Source organism: Metabacillus flavus, assembly GCF_018283675.1.
Taxonomy (GTDB): Bacteria; Bacillota; Bacilli; order Bacillales; family Bacillaceae; genus Metabacillus_B; species Metabacillus_B flavus.
This window is the reverse complement of sequence record NZ_JAGVRK010000001.1, coordinates 601,499-618,296: the sequence shown is the minus strand read 5'-3', so window position 1 is coordinate 618,296 and position 16,798 is coordinate 601,499. Positions and strand designations below refer to the sequence as shown.

Annotated in this window: 18 protein-coding genes; 5 read left to right on the top strand and 13 right to left on the bottom strand. The window is 40.8% G+C overall.

Going from position 1 to position 16,798, the window contains the following annotated elements:
* Nucleotides 1-22 precede the first annotated feature (22 nt).
* Nucleotides 23-934 (bottom strand): aldo/keto reductase family protein, encoded by a 912-nt coding sequence (locus tag J9317_RS03280; protein WP_211556463.1) that lies wholly within the window; start codon nucleotides 932-934, stop codon nucleotides 23-25.
* 42 nt (nucleotides 935-976) lie between these two features.
* Complete coding sequence (locus J9317_RS03275; protein ID WP_211556462.1) at nucleotides 977-1,882, bottom strand: SDR family oxidoreductase; 906 nt, start codon at nucleotides 1,880-1,882, stop codon at nucleotides 977-979.
* A gap of 212 nt (nucleotides 1,883-2,094) precedes the next feature.
* Between J9317_RS03275 and J9317_RS03270 the strand changes: the two genes are divergently transcribed.
* Nucleotides 2,095-2,970, top strand: a complete 876-nt coding sequence (locus J9317_RS03270; protein ID WP_211556461.1) for an AraC family transcriptional regulator — start codon at nucleotides 2,095-2,097, stop codon at nucleotides 2,968-2,970.
* 301 nt (nucleotides 2,971-3,271) lie between these two features.
* Here the strand turns inward: J9317_RS03270 and J9317_RS03265 are convergent, their stop codons facing one another.
* The 4 genes from J9317_RS03265 to J9317_RS03250 all read right to left on the bottom strand — a co-directional run bounded on the left by J9317_RS03265 (nucleotide 3,272) and on the right by J9317_RS03250 (nucleotide 7,566).
* Nucleotides 3,272-3,871: a hypothetical protein gene (locus J9317_RS03265; RefSeq protein ID WP_211556460.1), complete on the bottom strand. Its 600-nt coding sequence runs from the start codon at nucleotides 3,869-3,871 to the stop codon at nucleotides 3,272-3,274.
* Between the two features lie 190 nt (nucleotides 3,872-4,061).
* The gene (locus J9317_RS03260) at nucleotides 4,062-4,916 is read right to left on the bottom strand and encodes a hypothetical protein (protein WP_211556459.1); all 855 of its coding nucleotides are present in this window, start codon (nucleotides 4,914-4,916) and stop codon (nucleotides 4,062-4,064) included.
* Between the two features lie 137 nt (nucleotides 4,917-5,053).
* Complete coding sequence (locus J9317_RS03255) at nucleotides 5,054-6,415, bottom strand: phospholipase D family protein (protein ID WP_211556458.1); 1,362 nt, start codon at nucleotides 6,413-6,415, stop codon at nucleotides 5,054-5,056.
* A gap of 44 nt (nucleotides 6,416-6,459) precedes the next feature.
* Nucleotides 6,460-7,566, bottom strand: coding sequence for a hypothetical protein (locus tag J9317_RS03250; protein ID WP_211556457.1), 1,107 nt, complete (start codon nucleotides 7,564-7,566; stop codon nucleotides 6,460-6,462).
* A 195-nt stretch (nucleotides 7,567-7,761) separates the two neighbouring features.
* Between J9317_RS03250 and J9317_RS03245 the strand changes: the two genes are divergently transcribed.
* Nucleotides 7,762-8,043, top strand: coding sequence for a recombinase family protein (locus J9317_RS03245; RefSeq protein WP_211556456.1), 282 nt, complete (start codon nucleotides 7,762-7,764; stop codon nucleotides 8,041-8,043).
* A 755-nt stretch (nucleotides 8,044-8,798) separates the two neighbouring features.
* Here J9317_RS03245 and rlmD read toward each other — a convergent pair.
* From rlmD to J9317_RS03225, 4 genes are all read right to left on the bottom strand, one after another.
* A complete protein-coding gene (gene rlmD, locus J9317_RS03240) occupies nucleotides 8,799-10,157 on the bottom strand; it encodes a 23S rRNA (uracil(1939)-C(5))-methyltransferase RlmD (protein WP_249292328.1) in 1,359 nt (452 codons plus the stop codon).
* Between the two features lie 70 nt (nucleotides 10,158-10,227).
* The gene (locus tag J9317_RS03235) at nucleotides 10,228-11,112 is read right to left on the bottom strand and encodes a DNA-3-methyladenine glycosylase family protein (protein WP_211556454.1); all 885 of its coding nucleotides are present in this window, start codon (nucleotides 11,110-11,112) and stop codon (nucleotides 10,228-10,230) included.
* Between the two features lie 213 nt (nucleotides 11,113-11,325).
* Nucleotides 11,326-11,598, bottom strand: a complete 273-nt coding sequence (locus J9317_RS03230) for a hypothetical protein (RefSeq protein WP_211556453.1) — start codon at nucleotides 11,596-11,598, stop codon at nucleotides 11,326-11,328.
* A gap of 184 nt (nucleotides 11,599-11,782) precedes the next feature.
* The gene (locus J9317_RS03225) at nucleotides 11,783-12,364 is read right to left on the bottom strand and encodes a LysE family transporter (protein WP_211556452.1); all 582 of its coding nucleotides are present in this window, start codon (nucleotides 12,362-12,364) and stop codon (nucleotides 11,783-11,785) included.
* Between the two features lie 116 nt (nucleotides 12,365-12,480).
* On the opposite strand from J9317_RS03225, the gene J9317_RS03220 reads away from it, so the two are divergent.
* A complete protein-coding gene (locus J9317_RS03220) occupies nucleotides 12,481-13,035 on the top strand; it encodes a helix-turn-helix domain-containing protein (protein ID WP_211556451.1) in 555 nt (184 codons plus the stop codon).
* Between the two features lie 140 nt (nucleotides 13,036-13,175).
* Complete coding sequence (locus J9317_RS03215) at nucleotides 13,176-13,712, top strand: GNAT family N-acetyltransferase (protein WP_211556450.1); 537 nt, start codon at nucleotides 13,176-13,178, stop codon at nucleotides 13,710-13,712.
* 30 nt (nucleotides 13,713-13,742) lie between these two features.
* Here J9317_RS03215 and J9317_RS03210 read toward each other — a convergent pair whose 3' ends face one another.
* On the bottom strand, nucleotides 13,743-14,603 hold the full coding sequence (locus tag J9317_RS03210; protein ID WP_211556449.1) for a PPK2 family polyphosphate kinase: 861 nt from the start codon (nucleotides 14,601-14,603) through the stop codon (nucleotides 13,743-13,745).
* Between the two features lie 98 nt (nucleotides 14,604-14,701).
* On the bottom strand, nucleotides 14,702-15,481 hold the full coding sequence (pdaA, locus tag J9317_RS03205; RefSeq protein ID WP_211556448.1) for a delta-lactam-biosynthetic de-N-acetylase: 780 nt from the start codon (nucleotides 15,479-15,481) through the stop codon (nucleotides 14,702-14,704).
* Nucleotides 15,482-15,638: 157 nt separating this feature from the next.
* Here pdaA and J9317_RS03200 point away from each other — a divergent pair, with 157 nt between their 5' ends.
* Nucleotides 15,639-15,938: a hypothetical protein gene (locus J9317_RS03200; protein ID WP_211556447.1), complete on the top strand. Its 300-nt coding sequence runs from the start codon at nucleotides 15,639-15,641 to the stop codon at nucleotides 15,936-15,938.
* Nucleotides 15,939-15,959: 21 nt separating this feature from the next.
* Here J9317_RS03200 and J9317_RS03195 read toward each other — a convergent pair whose 3' ends face one another.
* Nucleotides 15,960-16,610: a GNAT family N-acetyltransferase gene (locus J9317_RS03195; protein ID WP_211556446.1), complete on the bottom strand. Its 651-nt coding sequence runs from the start codon at nucleotides 16,608-16,610 to the stop codon at nucleotides 15,960-15,962.
* Nucleotides 16,611-16,798: the final 188 nt, after the last annotated feature.

The window sequence follows — 16,798 nt, the reverse complement described above, 5'->3', positions numbered from 1 at the left end:
CCTAATTAACTGTGCAGTTCTTTTATTTCAGCAATGGAGCTGCTTCCATAGGATTTAGACCATTTGCCGCCCACGCGAAAGGTTGGTTTTTGTTAAGCTTGTTTAGGAGTTCCATGTCGCTATTAGGAATTTCAAAGTCAAACAAGTTTAGGTTTTCTTTTATACGTTCCGCCTTAGTACTTCTGGTCAACACACTATACTCATGCTGCAATCCCCAGCGCAGCAGCAGTTTAGCTTCTGATACATTTAGTTTTGCTGCAATATCTTTGATGACAACTTGGCCTTCTTTCTTCAGATCGGCAAGAACTTCTCCACCTTGACCTTCTACTGATCGCCAGTTGGAAAGTGGAGCAAGGGAGCTATACGCAATCGGTACGATTGAATTTTCTTTCATATACTTGGTCAGCTCCATTTGAGTATTCATAGGGTGAAACTCAATCTGGTTTGCCTCTGGTTTTGCTAATCCGGCGTTCAATATTTCTTTAATTTTTTCTTCATTATAGTTTGATACTCCAATATGTCTTGTAAGCCCCAACTTCTTCAGTTCCATCAGTGCCCGCCACTGCTCAAGCCTCAGCTCTGCCAAAGGGGCATGGATAAGGTAAAGGTCTACATAGTCAAGCTGCAATAATTTAAGCTGATTTTTCAGTGTCTCAATGGTTTGCTCGTACGTTTTTTCCGGTGCTCCCCATGACTTGTAACCTGGAAAAAGTTTAGTAGTAACGAAAATTTCACTTCTAGGAACTCCGGATTCTTTAATACCTCTTCCGGTTCCTTCTTCATTATTGTAGCCTTCAGCTGAGTCAATATGTCTGAAACCTTTTTTTAAAGCCTCTTCTACACTTGTTTCTGCCTGATCTGCAGACAACTGGTAAGTTCCAAAGCCAGCAAGAGGCATACCAATTTCGTTTCGTGTCAAATTTGATAATTCCATCATTAATCTCCTTACTAAATATATATTTTTTTGTTTAATTGATTAAGCTTTTGTTCTCAGACGATTCACCAATAGATCGTCTTTGAGTATCTCATCTTTCATTGCCAACAATTCCTTTACGTCCCAGTTGCTGCTTAAATAACGACCTGCAGCCCAATCAGCTTGCCCGGAACAAAGCCAAACGATGAAACCAGCTGCCAATTCTGGTTTGTCCACTAGAGAAGGATGCATATTCTCTGGCATATTTTTTGCAAGGTCTGTTGATACACCACCTGGATGGATAGCAAATGATTTAATGCCATCTTCGCCATGATCGCCATTTATAAACTCACAAAGGCGGTTGATTGCATGTTTCGAAGTCTGATAATCCGATGCTTCCGGAGTCAGCAGCTGAGCGCCGACAGATGAAATAAGGATCAAGTGTCCTCCAGTTCCGCCTTTTGCGGAGTATTTGCGGGCGGATTCTATAAGATGCGGGATGCAATAGCGGGCAACATGATAAGTCCCTTTTACATTGACTTCCCACGACTTCCACCAACTATCTATATCTGATTCTCCGATTTTACTCCATTTGCCAAGGTAACCCGCATTGGCGTCTGCGACATCAATGCTTCCGAACTGGGCGATACAATCATCAACCGCTGCTTTAACCTGTTCTGGGTATGTTACATCGCAAACCATATAAGAACATTGGGTTTCAGGGTTTGCTTCCATTACTTTAGCCTTCGTCTTTATAAGCTCACTTTCCGATCTGGAAACAATATAAACTGCTTTTGCGCCTGCATGTGCAAAGGCTATAGCTGTTGCCTGACCGATGCCTTGTGATGCACCAGAAATAAAAATCGTTTTGCCCAAGGCGCTTCCTTTTAATGTAGTCTCTGGATCAATGCCGGAATAAGTTAAGTGATGGGACTTCAAATTAAGAAACTGTGTTTTAATGGATGTCATTATTTTTCTCCTTATATTAGAAAATAAATTAGCCAATCTATTCGTATTTCTCATTTCACTGAGGTTAATTAAAGTCTAATAAACGCCATAGACATTAACAATACACAATCCTATGCATTGTTGCCTAATACTCCAAAACAACAAAAATAACGGTGTGATAGCGACATTATCATGATACAATATTCCAAACGATTGCATTATTGGAGGAAATAATGACTGAGAAACAAAATCAAATGATATCATTGTTTAATCAAATTATTCCAAAGGAAACGGATATAACTACATCTGTACCGGGGCTCTCTTTATTTAGGATCGACGATTCTTTTTCCAGAACCCCATTTTCATATAGTTCCGAAATCATTATTCTTGCACAAGGAGAAAAAGTGGTCTATCTGGGAGATGACATCTATACGTATGATTCTTCACACTACCTGGTTCTACCTGTTCCTCTCCCGGCTGAATGTGAAGGGAGAACAGAGAGTGATAAGCCCATTCTGGGGTTAAGTATTTACATTGATCCAATTGAGATTGGGGAAATCCTGTTGGCAATGGAGGATAGCAAAAAAGGAGTTAAAGCTTTACCGAAGGGCATTTACAGCTCTCCAATGAATGATGATATTTACGATGCAGCCATTAGACTTTTAAAGGCAATTGCTGACCCACAGGATACAAGTGTGCTGGCTCCAATGATTAAAAGAGAAATCATCTACCGTGTGCTACAGGGTGAAAACGGGGAGATCCTTCAGTCACTTGTCCACCGGAACAGACGTTTCTTTCAAATAGCAAAGGTGATTCAGAAAATTAACGAGTCCTACAGTGATAAATTTGACATAGACAAAATGGCTGAGGATTTGGAAATGAGCAACTCCACATTTCACAGCAGCTTCAAGGCAATAACAAATTCATCTCCGCTCCAGTATATTAAAAACGTCCGCCTTCACAAGGCCCGTACATTTATGATTCAGGACGGGTTAAATGCAAATTCAGCCGCTTTCAAAGTCGGATATGAAAGTCCTTCTCAGTTTAGCAGAGAGTACAAACGCTTATTTGGATCAACTCCCGCAAAGGACGTGGCTTTTCAGCGTTGACGGCAAGACAATGTTATAAAACATCTTTTGGGGACACCCTCGATTAAATTCTTTCTTCGTCATCAGAATTATTATTTTCGCAAGCAATCTCTATATAAAATCAAAAAACTCGTCTATTTGACGAGTTTTTTTAATGAATTTTGCTCTTTTCTAACCAACATGGCGATGCTTTCCACATGTGTGGACTGCTGAATATAGATTTTCCAATAAGAAATGATGTAGAGTGTTCACCCAAATAATAAAAGTCAATTCACAAATAACAATTTTTCCCTAGGTTAAGATAAAGGGTTCCCCCTTAAAATTAAGCGAAATCTCTTTTTATTTCTTCTATACTTCTCCCAGTATTTAATTGAAGAAACTTATACAGTAGTTGAGTATTCTCCTTATTAACAAGAGTATTAAATTTATCTAAGTGTACATCGAAACCTTCAAAATAAGGACTTTTATGGGTAGGATTATTGTAGATCATTAAATATTCTTGGTAGTCCTTTGTCTTCATTTTATCTTCAATCTGAATGAGAATCTCATTCCAATCACTAACACGTTTAGTATGAAGAGGTTTTTTTAAGATTACTTCATTTTGTTCTTCGTTATTTATTTGTTGTATGAATTGCGACACTTCCAATTTATATTGAAAAAGCTCGCTTCTCTTCTTGTTACCTAAATCATGTAAAATTTCCGTTTTATATTGAATAAATCTTACTTTCCGGTAAGGTATTTTTCCTTGCTTCTGTTTTGATTCTTTTTTATTGTTGTTATGGTCGTTAATTTTTTTTCCAGCTTTGGTTGCAAGAGTTATCCCCGTCCCCAATACCTGCCAGTTATCCTTTACAAATTTTCCAACTTTGGGGCCGTGAGTCTTTATTGAATCGACTAGAGGTTTTATAGGTATATTACCCATGTTTTAAGCTCCTTTCCAAACCTAATGTTTTTTATCACAGAGAGTCAATTAGCCATTTACTTATTTAATAGCGCTATTTCCTTATTAATCTAAAGTAAAAATTCAGCCGGCAACTTTCATATAAAGCCCTCGTAAGCGCGGGGACTGTTCTCTTGCTTCTGAAGCAGTAGCACCATTCCTGTGCTTACATTTATTCTTCATATATGTCTACTGTCATTTCGACATGCATACCTTCGTGCAAGTAACCTTTATGGACTTGTGCTATATCATTCATGCAACCTAACTCTATGGGAGCAATGTTTAGACGTTCAATAACTTCCTTTTTAATAGTATTAATTATAACTCGTGCTTCTCTTTGCTCTGCAAAGCGGATGTTTTTCACCAATAATTCTTTAGGGTATTTTCGGCCAAAATCCATCCAACCATTAAAACCGTATTCCTCAAAATTAAAATATGATACATTCCCAATTAATATTTCAGTATCTTCCAAACCAAGTTCCCTTAATGCTTTATGCAATCTATTCTTAAATTCATCAAAGTCGGAAATAACTATCAATGCAGGTTGGTCTTCCAACGGTAACCTACCAATAGCTTCTGGCAAGGAGTTATCTGAAAAGTCTCTGAAATATGACGCTGGTATATCTGCGGTCACCCTGTGCTTTCCCTCACTATCAGGACAAGGGAACAAGCTGTTTTTCATGATGTACACACAAAAGCAAGGCAACTCTAAACTTCGTTTATCTTTCAAATATAGTCGTCTTCCGCTTATTTCCTTGAGTAATGGTCTGGTATTAGGGTTTAAGATGTCGCTAGACTCATATTCTTTTGCCAATTCGCCTATACGTTCAACATCTAAAATATTACAAAATGCCAGGGTTCCTTCACAGCCATCACCTCGCCCATCTCCATATTTTTTGGAGTAATCAATCCACGATTGGGGAGTGTTGAATTTGATTGATCCTGTATCTACAAAGGCATCAGCATATTTAGAACTAGTTAATCTAAAGGCAGCAGAAAAATTATTAGGTTTTGCCCATTCTCCCATAAAGCACCTCTCTTCGAAGCGCGGGCACGGTTCTTTGCTTCCGAAGCAGTAGAACCGTCCCCGTGCTATTGGGAAATTTGTACCCGTAATTACTGCTGAAGAGGGAGGTTAAATCCCTCTCCCTCGTAGTATTGTTTTCAACTCTTAGTTGTAACTTTATTTCTAAAAGTAATTAATTGATACAGTGGTAAAAGCTGCTTAATTTTCTTTAGGGTAAACTTTGCAAGGGTAATTCTGTCTTTTAGTATATCACTATCAGGTAATAGCAAATAACTACAATAAGATTCAAACCCTGGCTTATCATAATTCTTATAAAAATTGATAAAATCTTTAGCGTCTTTCTTATCAAATGAAAAACTTGCTATTACCTTATCATTCTTTGCATCCGTTACAAACCATGTAAATCCTTTTCCTTTTAAAATTGAGACTTCTCTAATAATACTCTCAATTTTAACTTTATCAGGTTTATTAATAATATCGTGCATAGTCCCTCTATCTACAGCATCATTAGCGACAGAATGAAAAAGAACTATTTCAAAACCATTGCCAACTAAACAAAATTGGATACAACCGTGTTTTTGAAATCCCATATATTCATCAGATGTATAACTTCCTCTTGAAGGAGGTAAAAACGCATTTAACTGCTTTACTTCCTGCTCTGTTTTCCCATAACGCACACCTATCCAAGAAACTCGATTATGGTTAAAATGATTTGGTTCAATTCCGGATGTTAAATTATTCAATTTCCAATGTTCATGCAAATCTAATAAATTTACATGTTTTTTTAATAACTTGTGTATGCTTGCCAATTTATCTCGAATTAATTTTCGTCTTTCTTTAATTTCGTTATTATTTGAAATAGCATTTCTATGGAATAGAGATTCATAATCTTCATAAGTAAAATAATGCTTAGTTAAATCATACTCATCCCTCTCAAATAAATCCCCATTTGTAATTCTTTGATTTAGCTTTTTCCTAATATTTTTTTGTAAGTTATTTAATTTTAATAGTTCCGCATCAATTTCATTATAATAATCTATAATTGTACTATCTACTAAACTAGCATTATTCTTACAATAATCAAAAAACAGAAGTATTCTATCTAAGTTATGTTTATCTCCTGCATGATAGCTCATAAACTCTAAGTTTCTTTGAAATCCACCTTGAGTTAAATTAGCAGAACCGTGAATAAATTCGAGATCCCCATCTTCCTTTTCCACTAGGTAAACCTTGGCATGTAATTGTAAAGAGTCCACAATAAAGACATTTGCGGTTTTACTTAATTCTTTCAACAGAAAGGCAGGGGAAGTGTTACTAAACTCAGTTGATAAAAAAATAACGACCTTTGATTTAGGTAATTTATTTTTAATAACTATATCTTTTAATAAGTTTAAGCCAAACTCAGAAAAGTAAGCTGTTGCAATTCGAATTGATTTTATTTTACAAAGCCTTTCAAAATATTCTACTAAATTACCGCGTTTCCATTGGTAATTAACCAACTCAGTCCCCCCTTACCTGACATTACTAACTACATTTTTATTACTTATATGTAATCATCTTCCTGCCATTCAATAATTTCATATTCTGACATTTCATCCTTCATTCCAATGTAGGTAGCTATCGATAAAATAACAAGTGTCATACTACTGAACACTTGACTGACATGAATGACTTTACCAAAAGTGGTTGTTCCTAAGTCCAAAGAAAAGTTATAAGCAGAAACGGACATGCTATATAAAAAATAATCAATAAATGAAGTCATGGAGCCATTATTAAATGAATTTGTTATGTAGGTACCAGATAAATAATAAATACAACAGAATAATAATATAAATTCAAAATAACTATGTAAGGCGAGTGATATCCTATTTCCTCTTTTTAAATTTGAAGACTTGTACCCTATACTTAAATTTGAATAATTCATTTTTGCCCCTACCACATCTTTGTAAAAGGCAAATACAACTTCTATTATCCTTGATAATAAATGAAATACGAGAAACGTATAAAATACTCCCTCTACTTTAAAAGTTGCAATTATGCAGATAATACTAGCTATAACAACATTACCCCAGTTTGAATAAATTACGAAGTCCTTCCGCCGATTTTTTTGCTGATGAATTTCACAATTATATTTACCACGTTCTTCTTCACATTGGATATACTTTTTACTTATTGAATTATAATGCCCTTCGTCTTTTCTTCTGGGACATTTAGAATTTAAATTTTCACTCCATAAGATTGCCTTAAAACTGGAAGCAAAAGAATAATCCGGACTAATTACCCTTAATAATATGTTTTTCAATATTGATGGACTCTTACTGGATTGCTCCTTATCCTTCACAAACTTAAATATTGCTATCCAATAAAAGTTATCTTCGAGTTGCAAGTTTGGTATTTGTATTTTATTTGATTTTTTAACCAACCAAAATGTTAAGAAGTGTAGTATGTAAGCTATAAAATATGAAATTAAGTAGCCCCAAAGCCATATATAATATTCGATATTTAGAAAGCGCGTCCCATATTTAAAAAATCCTATTTCATTTGTTAAATTAAATGAAAGTCCACTTGCATTTATAATTCCTGCAAATAGTATAAAAATAGCCCAACTTTTAAAGTTCCAGGATATATTATTCATTTGCTTCCTCTTCATATCTTCCTCCTATTTTGATAATGCCTTACAACCCGTATTCCAACAATTTCTAATTATACCATGTTTGACTTTATCTAAATATCTATAAACAACATAAAAAGTATGCATTACAGATTAGATAATAAAAAAACTGACAATATTAGTTCACAGGTAAACATTACTACATCTCAACAAATGGAATGGGAGTTGAGATGATTGATATGTGCAGTACACATTCGTGTATCGACTGATAAGGAAGAAGAGAAAATCTCATTGGAAAATCAGCAGCGGTTATTTTACAACATTATCGTGGAGAAAGGATGGGATTTGTTTCGTTTTTATATTGATGTGGAATCAGGAACAGAAGATAAAAAGCGGGAAACCTTGCGGAAATTGATTGAGGACGCAAAGAAGCATAAGTTTGATGTCATCCTTTCGAGAGCTATCGCTACTAACAAGGAATGGGAAGCTTTCATACGAAATAAAGGAGATTGCTGAAAAGTATAATATCCACATTTTCGAAATGATAAGGAATATTTAAATAACCTTGCGGCAGTAGCTATAAAGAAACAAAAACAAGCCACCCAAATGTAAAATCAAGGATGAGATTAATGTTTCTAATAAAAAAAAGAAACGGTATCTTGAGATGCTTGCGCAAAATCAAATCACCTAAGAGGAATACAGAGAAGTTGCTGATGAATATCAAGGACGAATTAATGAATTAGATATAAAAAGGAGTGGGCTTGAAGCCTCACTCCGACATGATGAATTTCTAGGTAGGATTGAAAACCTTCGGAATACAATAAACCGCTTCTTGCCTCTTAATGAAGTAACGGAGGAGATATTACACCACTTTGTTGAGCGTTGTCCTTCCACAATAATCTCCACCGATTCTCCCCTCCCCAACCCGCATTCCACAGTTCGCTGACAGAATAAAGTCTTCCGAAATCCCGCTCTTTCTCCCCTTTTTTTACAATTTTTTATTTTTCCGCTCGCTTTTTTCCCGCTTTTTTTCCCTCTTTTACTCGAGTTAGAATAAAGTTTTCCGAAGGCATTAAAAAGAAAAAGGCAGACCCCGTAAGGGATCGCCTTGGTTTTCTCCCGCTTTTTTGCGAAATCTTTTTTCTCACTTTGAAGAGAAATCGGAAATGTTTATTGTGATGTGTTAGGGAGTTTATTGGTTAGTTACAGCGTATTGATATAGACAGAAACGGCACCCCAACAATTATTTATCGGTTTTTAATTTCACCTGGTTAATTTTCCCTCAAAACTATCTGCGATACGCACTCAACATGCGCCGTCTGCGGAAACATATCCACCGGCTGCATATACTCCACTTTGTACTCCTTCGCCAAATACTCCAAATCCTTCGCAAGAGTAGATGGATTACAGCTGACGTAGATGAATTTCTTCGGTTTTACCTTCTTAATCGTATCCAACAATGCCCGGTCACACCCGGTTCTTGGCGGATCGACGACGACGACGTCTGGTTTCCAGCCTTCTTTGGTCCATTTTGGGAGCCAGTGTTCGGCGGTTCCGGTTACGTAGGTGGCGTTGATGCCGTGGTTTTTGGCGTTTTGGTTGGCGTCTTCGATGGAAGCTTCGATGACGTCCATGCCTCTGATTTCTTTTGCTCCGTCGGCAAGCCATAGGCCGATTGTTCCGACTCCGCAGTAGGCGTCGGCGATTTTTTCTTTGCCGGTCAGGGCGGCTGCTGTTTTCACTTCATTGTATAGCTTTTTCGTCTGCTCGGGATTGAGCTGGAAGAAGGCTCTTGGTGAGAGCTCGAAGGACAGGCCTCCCATTGTCTCGTCAATCGTTCCTTTTCCTTTCAGCTTTGTCGACTTGTCACCAAAAATCATCGACGTTTTGCCCGGGTTGACGTTTTGAACGACGGATTTCACTTCCGGGTGGCGCTTCATGATTTCATCGGCGATCAGGTCTTTTCTTGGCAGGTTGTTTTTCTCCGTGACTAAAACGACCTGCACCTCTCCTGTTTCAATTCCCGCCCTCGTGACGATGTTACGGACAACACCGGTGCGCTTCCGTTCGTCATATGGCTCGGCCTTGAAATCCTGGAGAATCTGTTTCACGCCTTGTGTCACTTTATCGGTCGCTGGTGTCTGAACCATGCAGTGGTCGATGGCGACAAGCTGGTGGGAGTTCAGGCCGTAAAGCCCGGCCACAAGCTTTCCGTTTTGCTGGCCGACCTGGAACTGGCTTTTGTTCCGGTAATCCCATGGGTTGTCCATGCCGATTGTTGGACGGATGTCCAGTTTGGATACATCGAACTTCGTATGGCGCTCCAGGGCCTGAATGAGGATGTCGCGCTTTTCCTTAAGCTGCTGTTGGTAGTCAAGATGCTGAAGCTGGCAGCCTCCGCATTTGCCGAAGTACGGGCATGGGGCTTTTACACGGTGCGGCGAAGCCTTCCGGATCTTTTTGATTTCCGCTTCCGCGAACTTTGGCTGGATCTTCGTAACTCTTGCCACGACTTCTTCCCCCGGCAATGCGCCTGCTACGAAGACGACCTGCTTTTTGAAATAGCCGACTCCTTCTCCGTTGATGCCGAGTCTTTTTATCGTTAATGGGAAGGTCTGTCCCATTTCCATGTGAATGTTGGATGGCTGCTGGGCCGGTTTTGGCTTCTGGTTTTGCTTATTCTTTTGATGGCTGCTCATGTTAACGCTCCGTTCTTTTTTCAATGCTCCGCCATAAATACAGGGAGGCGTAGCTCAAGTATGGCTCCCACTCTTTGCTGTAGGCCAGCATGTCTTCCTTAGTCGGCTTTGCGTCCAGGTTGAAATGCTGCTTCAGGGCATTTTGAATGCCGATGTCTGCAATCGGGAACAAATTCGGCCGTCCGAGTCCGAACAGAAGGATATTCTGTACCGTCCACGGTCCGATGCCTTTTATTTTAATGAGTTCATTCATAATCTCTTCATCCGTCTGGTCATGAAGCTTGTTCAAATCGAGCTCCCCGCTTGCAATCATCGCGGAAATGCCCGTAATATACTCCGCTTTCCGGCCGCTGAACTGCAGCTCCCGGAGTTCTGTCACGGGGATGGCCGCTGATTTCTCAGGATGGGGATGGAACCAAACGCCATCCACCTCTTCCCCATACGTTTTCACAAACCGCATCGTCAGCGTCATCGCGAACGCCATATTGAGCTGCTGGTGGATGATGCATTTAATGAGGCTTCCGTACAGACTGAAATCCAGGACAAGCGGTGTACCCTCGTGCTCCTCGAAAATCTGCGCAATCGCGGATGACTTGAAATGCTCACCAATCGCCGACAGCTCCCGGTCCCACTGAAAAATCCGGCGCACTTCCTTCAGCGCCTCACTTTTAACCGCATTGGTTTTACCCGACACCGTAAAAGCCGGCTTCTTCTTGCTCCCGGTCGCCTGAACCGTGATCACATGCGGCTCAAATCCGTTCAGCCGGAGCGGAACCTTCACATACCGCTCATCCAGATCAAGCGTATTCAGCGGATCAATCGCCAGTCTTTCCAATACCCGGTCAAAATCATAAGGAGGCGTTACCTGAACCTGTTCCTGCCACATACGGAATCCCTCTTTTCGTGCCTGAAATGGTGATTGTATTATAGCATAGATTGGGGTTTGTTCTAAAAGGGGGCAACGTGGTCTATTAAAAAAGCGCGGTACGAATACCTCTTTACTATATAAAGAAAAAAGACTGCGAATAAGCTCGCAATCTTTTTCATCCTCAATTATATTTTCAAAGAAGTCCCTGTTAGAAAGCACAAATGAAGGGTACTAGCCCGCCTTCTCTACGCCTTCTGCCGTTCGTCTTAAATATCCTAATCCCTCTGCAATCGCAAAGAAGAAACAGCCTTGAAATGCCATTACGAAAAAAGGAATAAATGAAAAAATAAAATGAATTGTAGGCTGTTCCTCTCCATAATCTGCATATAGATTTGTACTTTCTATCGCTTCATTATATTGTGCGATAAAGCCTGATGCTCCCAGTGTTGCAAATACCCCCATTATTAAACAAGCCCATCCAAAAACTTTAAACCATTTTATCAATGTAATTCCTCCTGATGTCTAATACCTGAAAGATTATACCATGTCTGGAAAGGGAATCATTTCATTTAGAATATTTTCACTTTTTTAGAATTGAATTCAATTCTAAGTCCAAGAAATGATGCTATGCAAAGGCAGGCATCAAATTGGTCACCTTGATAAATAAAAAAGGACCTGAATTAGGCCCTTAAAACAAAATGCTCGCCGCACTATACACTAGCAGCAAAGCCATCAGTACATTAAATTGTGTCCGGTATTGACGCAATACCTTTTGGAACAGCGCTCCGAAAAACGCCCAGCAAATTGTGGCTGCAAATCCGAGGAATGCAAGGAACAGGGAGAACATGAAGAAGCTTGATGGAGACGAGTAATACGGAAGCACGAAAGTTGAGATAGCCGTTATTCCGTAAAGAATCAGCTTCGGGTTGATGAACTGGAGCATCATGCCTGCTGAAAACGATATGTTTTTATCTCCTGAATCATTTTTGCCGTCCGGTTTGCTTTTCAGGATTTTAAAAGCGAGATAAAGCATGTAGGATGCACCAAGGATTGTCATGAAGAATTCTACTTTTGGCAAATATGTACCGAGCAGCATGTTAAAGGAACTGCAGGCGAGTAAAATCAGAAAGCAGCCGACACCGACTCCGAGGCAAAACTTCAGCGTTCTTTTAAATCCATATTGATTGGCGAATGCCATGGCCATAATATTATTCGGACCCGGGGTAAAGGATGTAACAAACGCAAAAACCAAAAAAGAAACCACTGACAAAATCTTCATCCCCCTCTAGATGTGTGTTAAAATGACTAAAACGGTCTATATAACGATTTAAATTATATTGTACATTATGGTCGTTATATTGTACATCATTATTTAGGAGTGTTTTTGTGGAGGAGTTAAATTTAGTCCTTGCTAAAAATTTAAAGACGATACGCGAGCAGAAAAAACTCAGCCTGGAACGTGTTGCGGAGCTAACCGGAGTCAGTAAAACAATGATTGGCCAGATTGAACGGGGCGGATCGAGCCCTACGATCACAACGGTTTGGAAGATCGCAAACGGATTGAAGGTTTCGTTTTCTTCTTTAATTCATGAACCCCAGCCAGATACAGAAGTGGTAACGAAAAGCAGCGTAAACATGCTTTCCATCGATAATGGACGATACCGGATTTTTCCCTACTTCCCTTTTGATGATGAACGGCGCTTTGAGGTCTATCGAGTTGAAATCGATCCGGAAGGCTATTTGGACTCCGAATCCCACAATCCGGGCACTGAAGAATTCGTTACGGTATTTGATGGAGAATTAACCATTCAGATTAAGCAGCAGGAGCATACCATTAAAGCCGGAGATTCCATTCGCTTCAAAGCCGACGGCCCCCACAGCTATCATAATTCCGGGGACAAACCGGTAAGGCTCAGCATGGTGATATATTATCCTGAATAAACATTGAAACAGCAGGCGTTCCATAAGGGACGGCTGCTGTTTTTGTCTGTTTAATCAAAAAGTGTAAAATATACCCACTTCAGCCTTCATTCCAGTTAAAATGAAGGATAGTTACTATACGCAAGCAAGGAGCATACCAAATGACCATCTTTTCATTAGACTTGGGAGAAATCATTCTCCGTGAATTTACAGTAGAAGATGCATCCGACATCTATCGGATCTCAAACGAACCTGTAGTCGCCTCCTTCCTACCCGACTGGAAATCCACTATGGAACAGCGGCTGGATTGGGTGACGAATTATGAAATCCCGGCAAACAAGGATTTCTTGAGTGCTGCAGAAATGGCAGACCGGCATCTGAAACTAGGAATCATCCATAAAGAAAGCGGACGCTTTATCGGCTGGTGCTGCTCAGGGATAAAAGACGAACTGCCTGCTCCTAACCGGGAAGTTATGTATGCGGTTTCTGCGGAATTTACAGGACGGGGTTATGCAACGCTTGCTGTAAAAGGACTGAGCCGCTATTTGTTTGAAGAAAAAAAGGCGGATATCCTGAATGCGGTTGCGCTTGAGAACAATCCTGCATCAAATCGGGTGATTGAGAAAAGCGGTTTCCAATTTCTTCGGACGGTTGTTTTGGACGGCGAGAATTATAATCACTATGTAATGAAGAAATAGTAAAAGGGAGAACGGACTTCGTTCTCCCTTTTACTCATTCTCCAGCTTCTCAATATACTCATTCAGCTTCTTCCGGTTTTCCTCTGAAATTTCCGGAAATTGCGGATCTATTTTCTCAAGGCATTCGACCATAGTTTTGGTGATGATGTAGCGTGAATACCATTCATCATCTGCCGGCAGGATGTGCCATGGTGCATATTCCGTAGACGTGTTGTTTAGCATGTCTTCAAAGATGTGCTGGTAACTGTCCCAATGCTCCCGCTCTTCCACATCGCTGAATGAAAACTCCCAGTTCTTTTTCGGATTTTTCATCCGCTCGAGCAGTCTGTTTTTCTGTTCATCTTTGGACATATTGAAGAAGAATTTGACGACTTCGAATCCGTTCTCTACAAGGTAGCGTTCAAAGTCATTGATCTGACGGTAGCGCATCGCCCAGACTTCATGCTCGTCTTTGTCATCCGGAATCGTCCCCTCCTCGAGCAAATCATGCACTCTTGGAGCGATGACATCTTCGTAATGCGAGCGATTCAGGATGCCGACCTGTCCTCTTTCGGGAAGTCCTTCGCGGATCCTCCACAGATAGTCATGGTTGCGTTCTGTATCAGACGGCTTTTGAAAAGAGGTCGTCTTCAGGCCCTGTGCGTTCAGATTTGAAAAGATGTAGCTGATCGCCTCATCCTTCCCCGCTGCGTCCATCGCCTGCAGCACAACGACGATCCCTTTTTTCTCATCGGCATGAAGCCGCCAGTGCAGGTCCTTCAGCTTGCTGACACTTTCGGGAATGTGATGGTCGCGCAGCTCCTCTTCGCTGAAACCGTGGTCTTCCGATGTCGGATAGTCTTTAAGTTTGATTTCTTTATTGCCTTCAATCTTGTATGGTTTAACGTCCATTGGCTCCTCCTGGTTCTTCGAGCTGTTTAGTCCGTTTTACCCGCGTTTTAGTAGGTACAAACAAAAAAGGAACCTCAATATGAAATTCCCTTTTTACATTACAGCGGGAGGTCCGACTTCTCCATCATCAAATCATCGAGACTCCGGAATCGGTACCCTTGCTTTTTTAAATCGATCACCGCTTTTTCCAGGGCATCGGCATTGTCCTTTGACACGGTATGCAGCAGCATGATTGCTCCCGGATGAATCTGGTTCATCATGTTGTCATAGGCATAGCGCCAGCCGCGCTGGGCATCGGTTTTCCAGTCCACATAGGCAAGTGACCAGAAGACGGTTTGATAGCCGTATTCGTTGGCAAGTGACAGTACCCGTTCACTGAAAACGCCTCTTGGCGGGCGAAGATAGTGGGCATCCTGGCCGGTCAGCTTTTTCACGCGCTTGCTGACGTTATCCAGCTCCGCTTTCAAACGGGCATCACTGACCGTCGTGAGATCCGGGTGAAACCAGGAATGATTTCCGACAATATGGCCTTCCTTGGCCATGCGCTGAACGAGTGCCGGCTGGTCTTCCAAATAATGTCCGGTCACAAAGAATGTCGCCGGAACGTGGTGCTTTTGTAGAACATCCAGTATCTGCGGTGTATACCCATTTTCATATCCGTTATCAAATGTAAGATAGATATCCTTTTTTGCTGGATTTCCAAGGTAGAAGGAACTGTATTTCGCCAGCAGCTGTTCCCGCTCTTTTCCGATTTGTGCCGGCTCATGGTTTTTACTTTTCTCAAATCCCCAGTTCATCGGCGCATTGGAGACGGCCTGGGCAGCATTTGGGAATAGAAGCATAAACACAAGCACTGCACCCCACAATCTTTTTCCCATCCTGAACACTCCTTTTCGAACGCTTTGTCCTATAGGATGTGCAGCCTTCGCTCAAAACATTTACACAAAAAAACATAAATGTTGTCCCATCTCCTGCATAAAATGAAGGAGAAAAGGAAAAAACGAAGATGGAGCAAAATTAAAAGCGAGGTGCAGCATGGTGAATCTTCATTTTGACCTTCCGATTCCTTTACTTGCGGCATGCGGAATTACTGGTTTCCTTCTGATGATGGCAGGATATCGTCTCTACTCCAAACGGCATGAAACAGAATGGACAAACGCAATCCCTGTCTCCTACATCGGGCTCTATCTGGCACTCATCCCGATCCTTGACGCTTCCTCCATTGTCAAAAGGACATCAACCTTCTGGGATCTGACTCAGGTTGTGTTGCTAAGTGCAGCTGTCATGTGGCTATCGTTTTTAAAACCGAAAGAAAGAACCGGCAAGGATGCTTAAAAGGCATGCTTGCTTCTTTTTTCATTGCATGTTTGCCAGTAAATCAGACAGAACCGCTTGATCAACCCCGTTGGCAAGGCCGTATTTGTTAAGGTACATCGCTTGGATGTATTCTAGCATCCTCTCTTTGGAAATCGCTTCTTGCTGATGATTTTTTACATACAGATTTAGCGGAACTGGAATCTGGCCTTCGAAAAGAGGAGGCTGCACATATTGGATTTCCTCCGCCACCTGGTATCCGTTCTTATTGTAGAAACGGGTCCTTTTTACGCAATCCTCTTTCTCTTCCTCCGTATGAACCAGCTCCGGTTTCTCTGTCTCCAAAATAATCGCCTCTATGGAATCATGTCCCGCTGAACGTGCATCCTCTATCCTTTCCTCCAGTTTCAGCAAGGTCTGGGAACCGATACCCAGGCTTCGGACAAGCGGATTCGCAAGGAGGTAGACAATGAACCCGGCATTCACTTCTTTTAAATAATGCCCGGTGGCAAACGAAAGGATTTCCTCTCCCTCCATGCCCATGAGAAACCGGTACGACCCGTTACGCATACTATTTTGAAACACATTATGAGGCTCCCGTATCTCAATCGGAAATGCCTGATCATACATCGCCATCGCTTCCTTGAAGCCCTCTTGATTATGCAGCGTGATTTCCTTCCAAGTAATCGTCATTTGTTCACCTCTATGTAAATTGAAAAAAGGCCCGATTTCAGGCCTTTTCCTGCCAAAACATTATTCTTCTTCAGACAGCTTTCCAGCAGAAAACGCAGTGGCAATGGCACTGACAAGATCACAGATTGATATGAATATCGCTTCCATCGTGACAGCCCCTTTCGGTATTAGTTTACTACATCTATAGA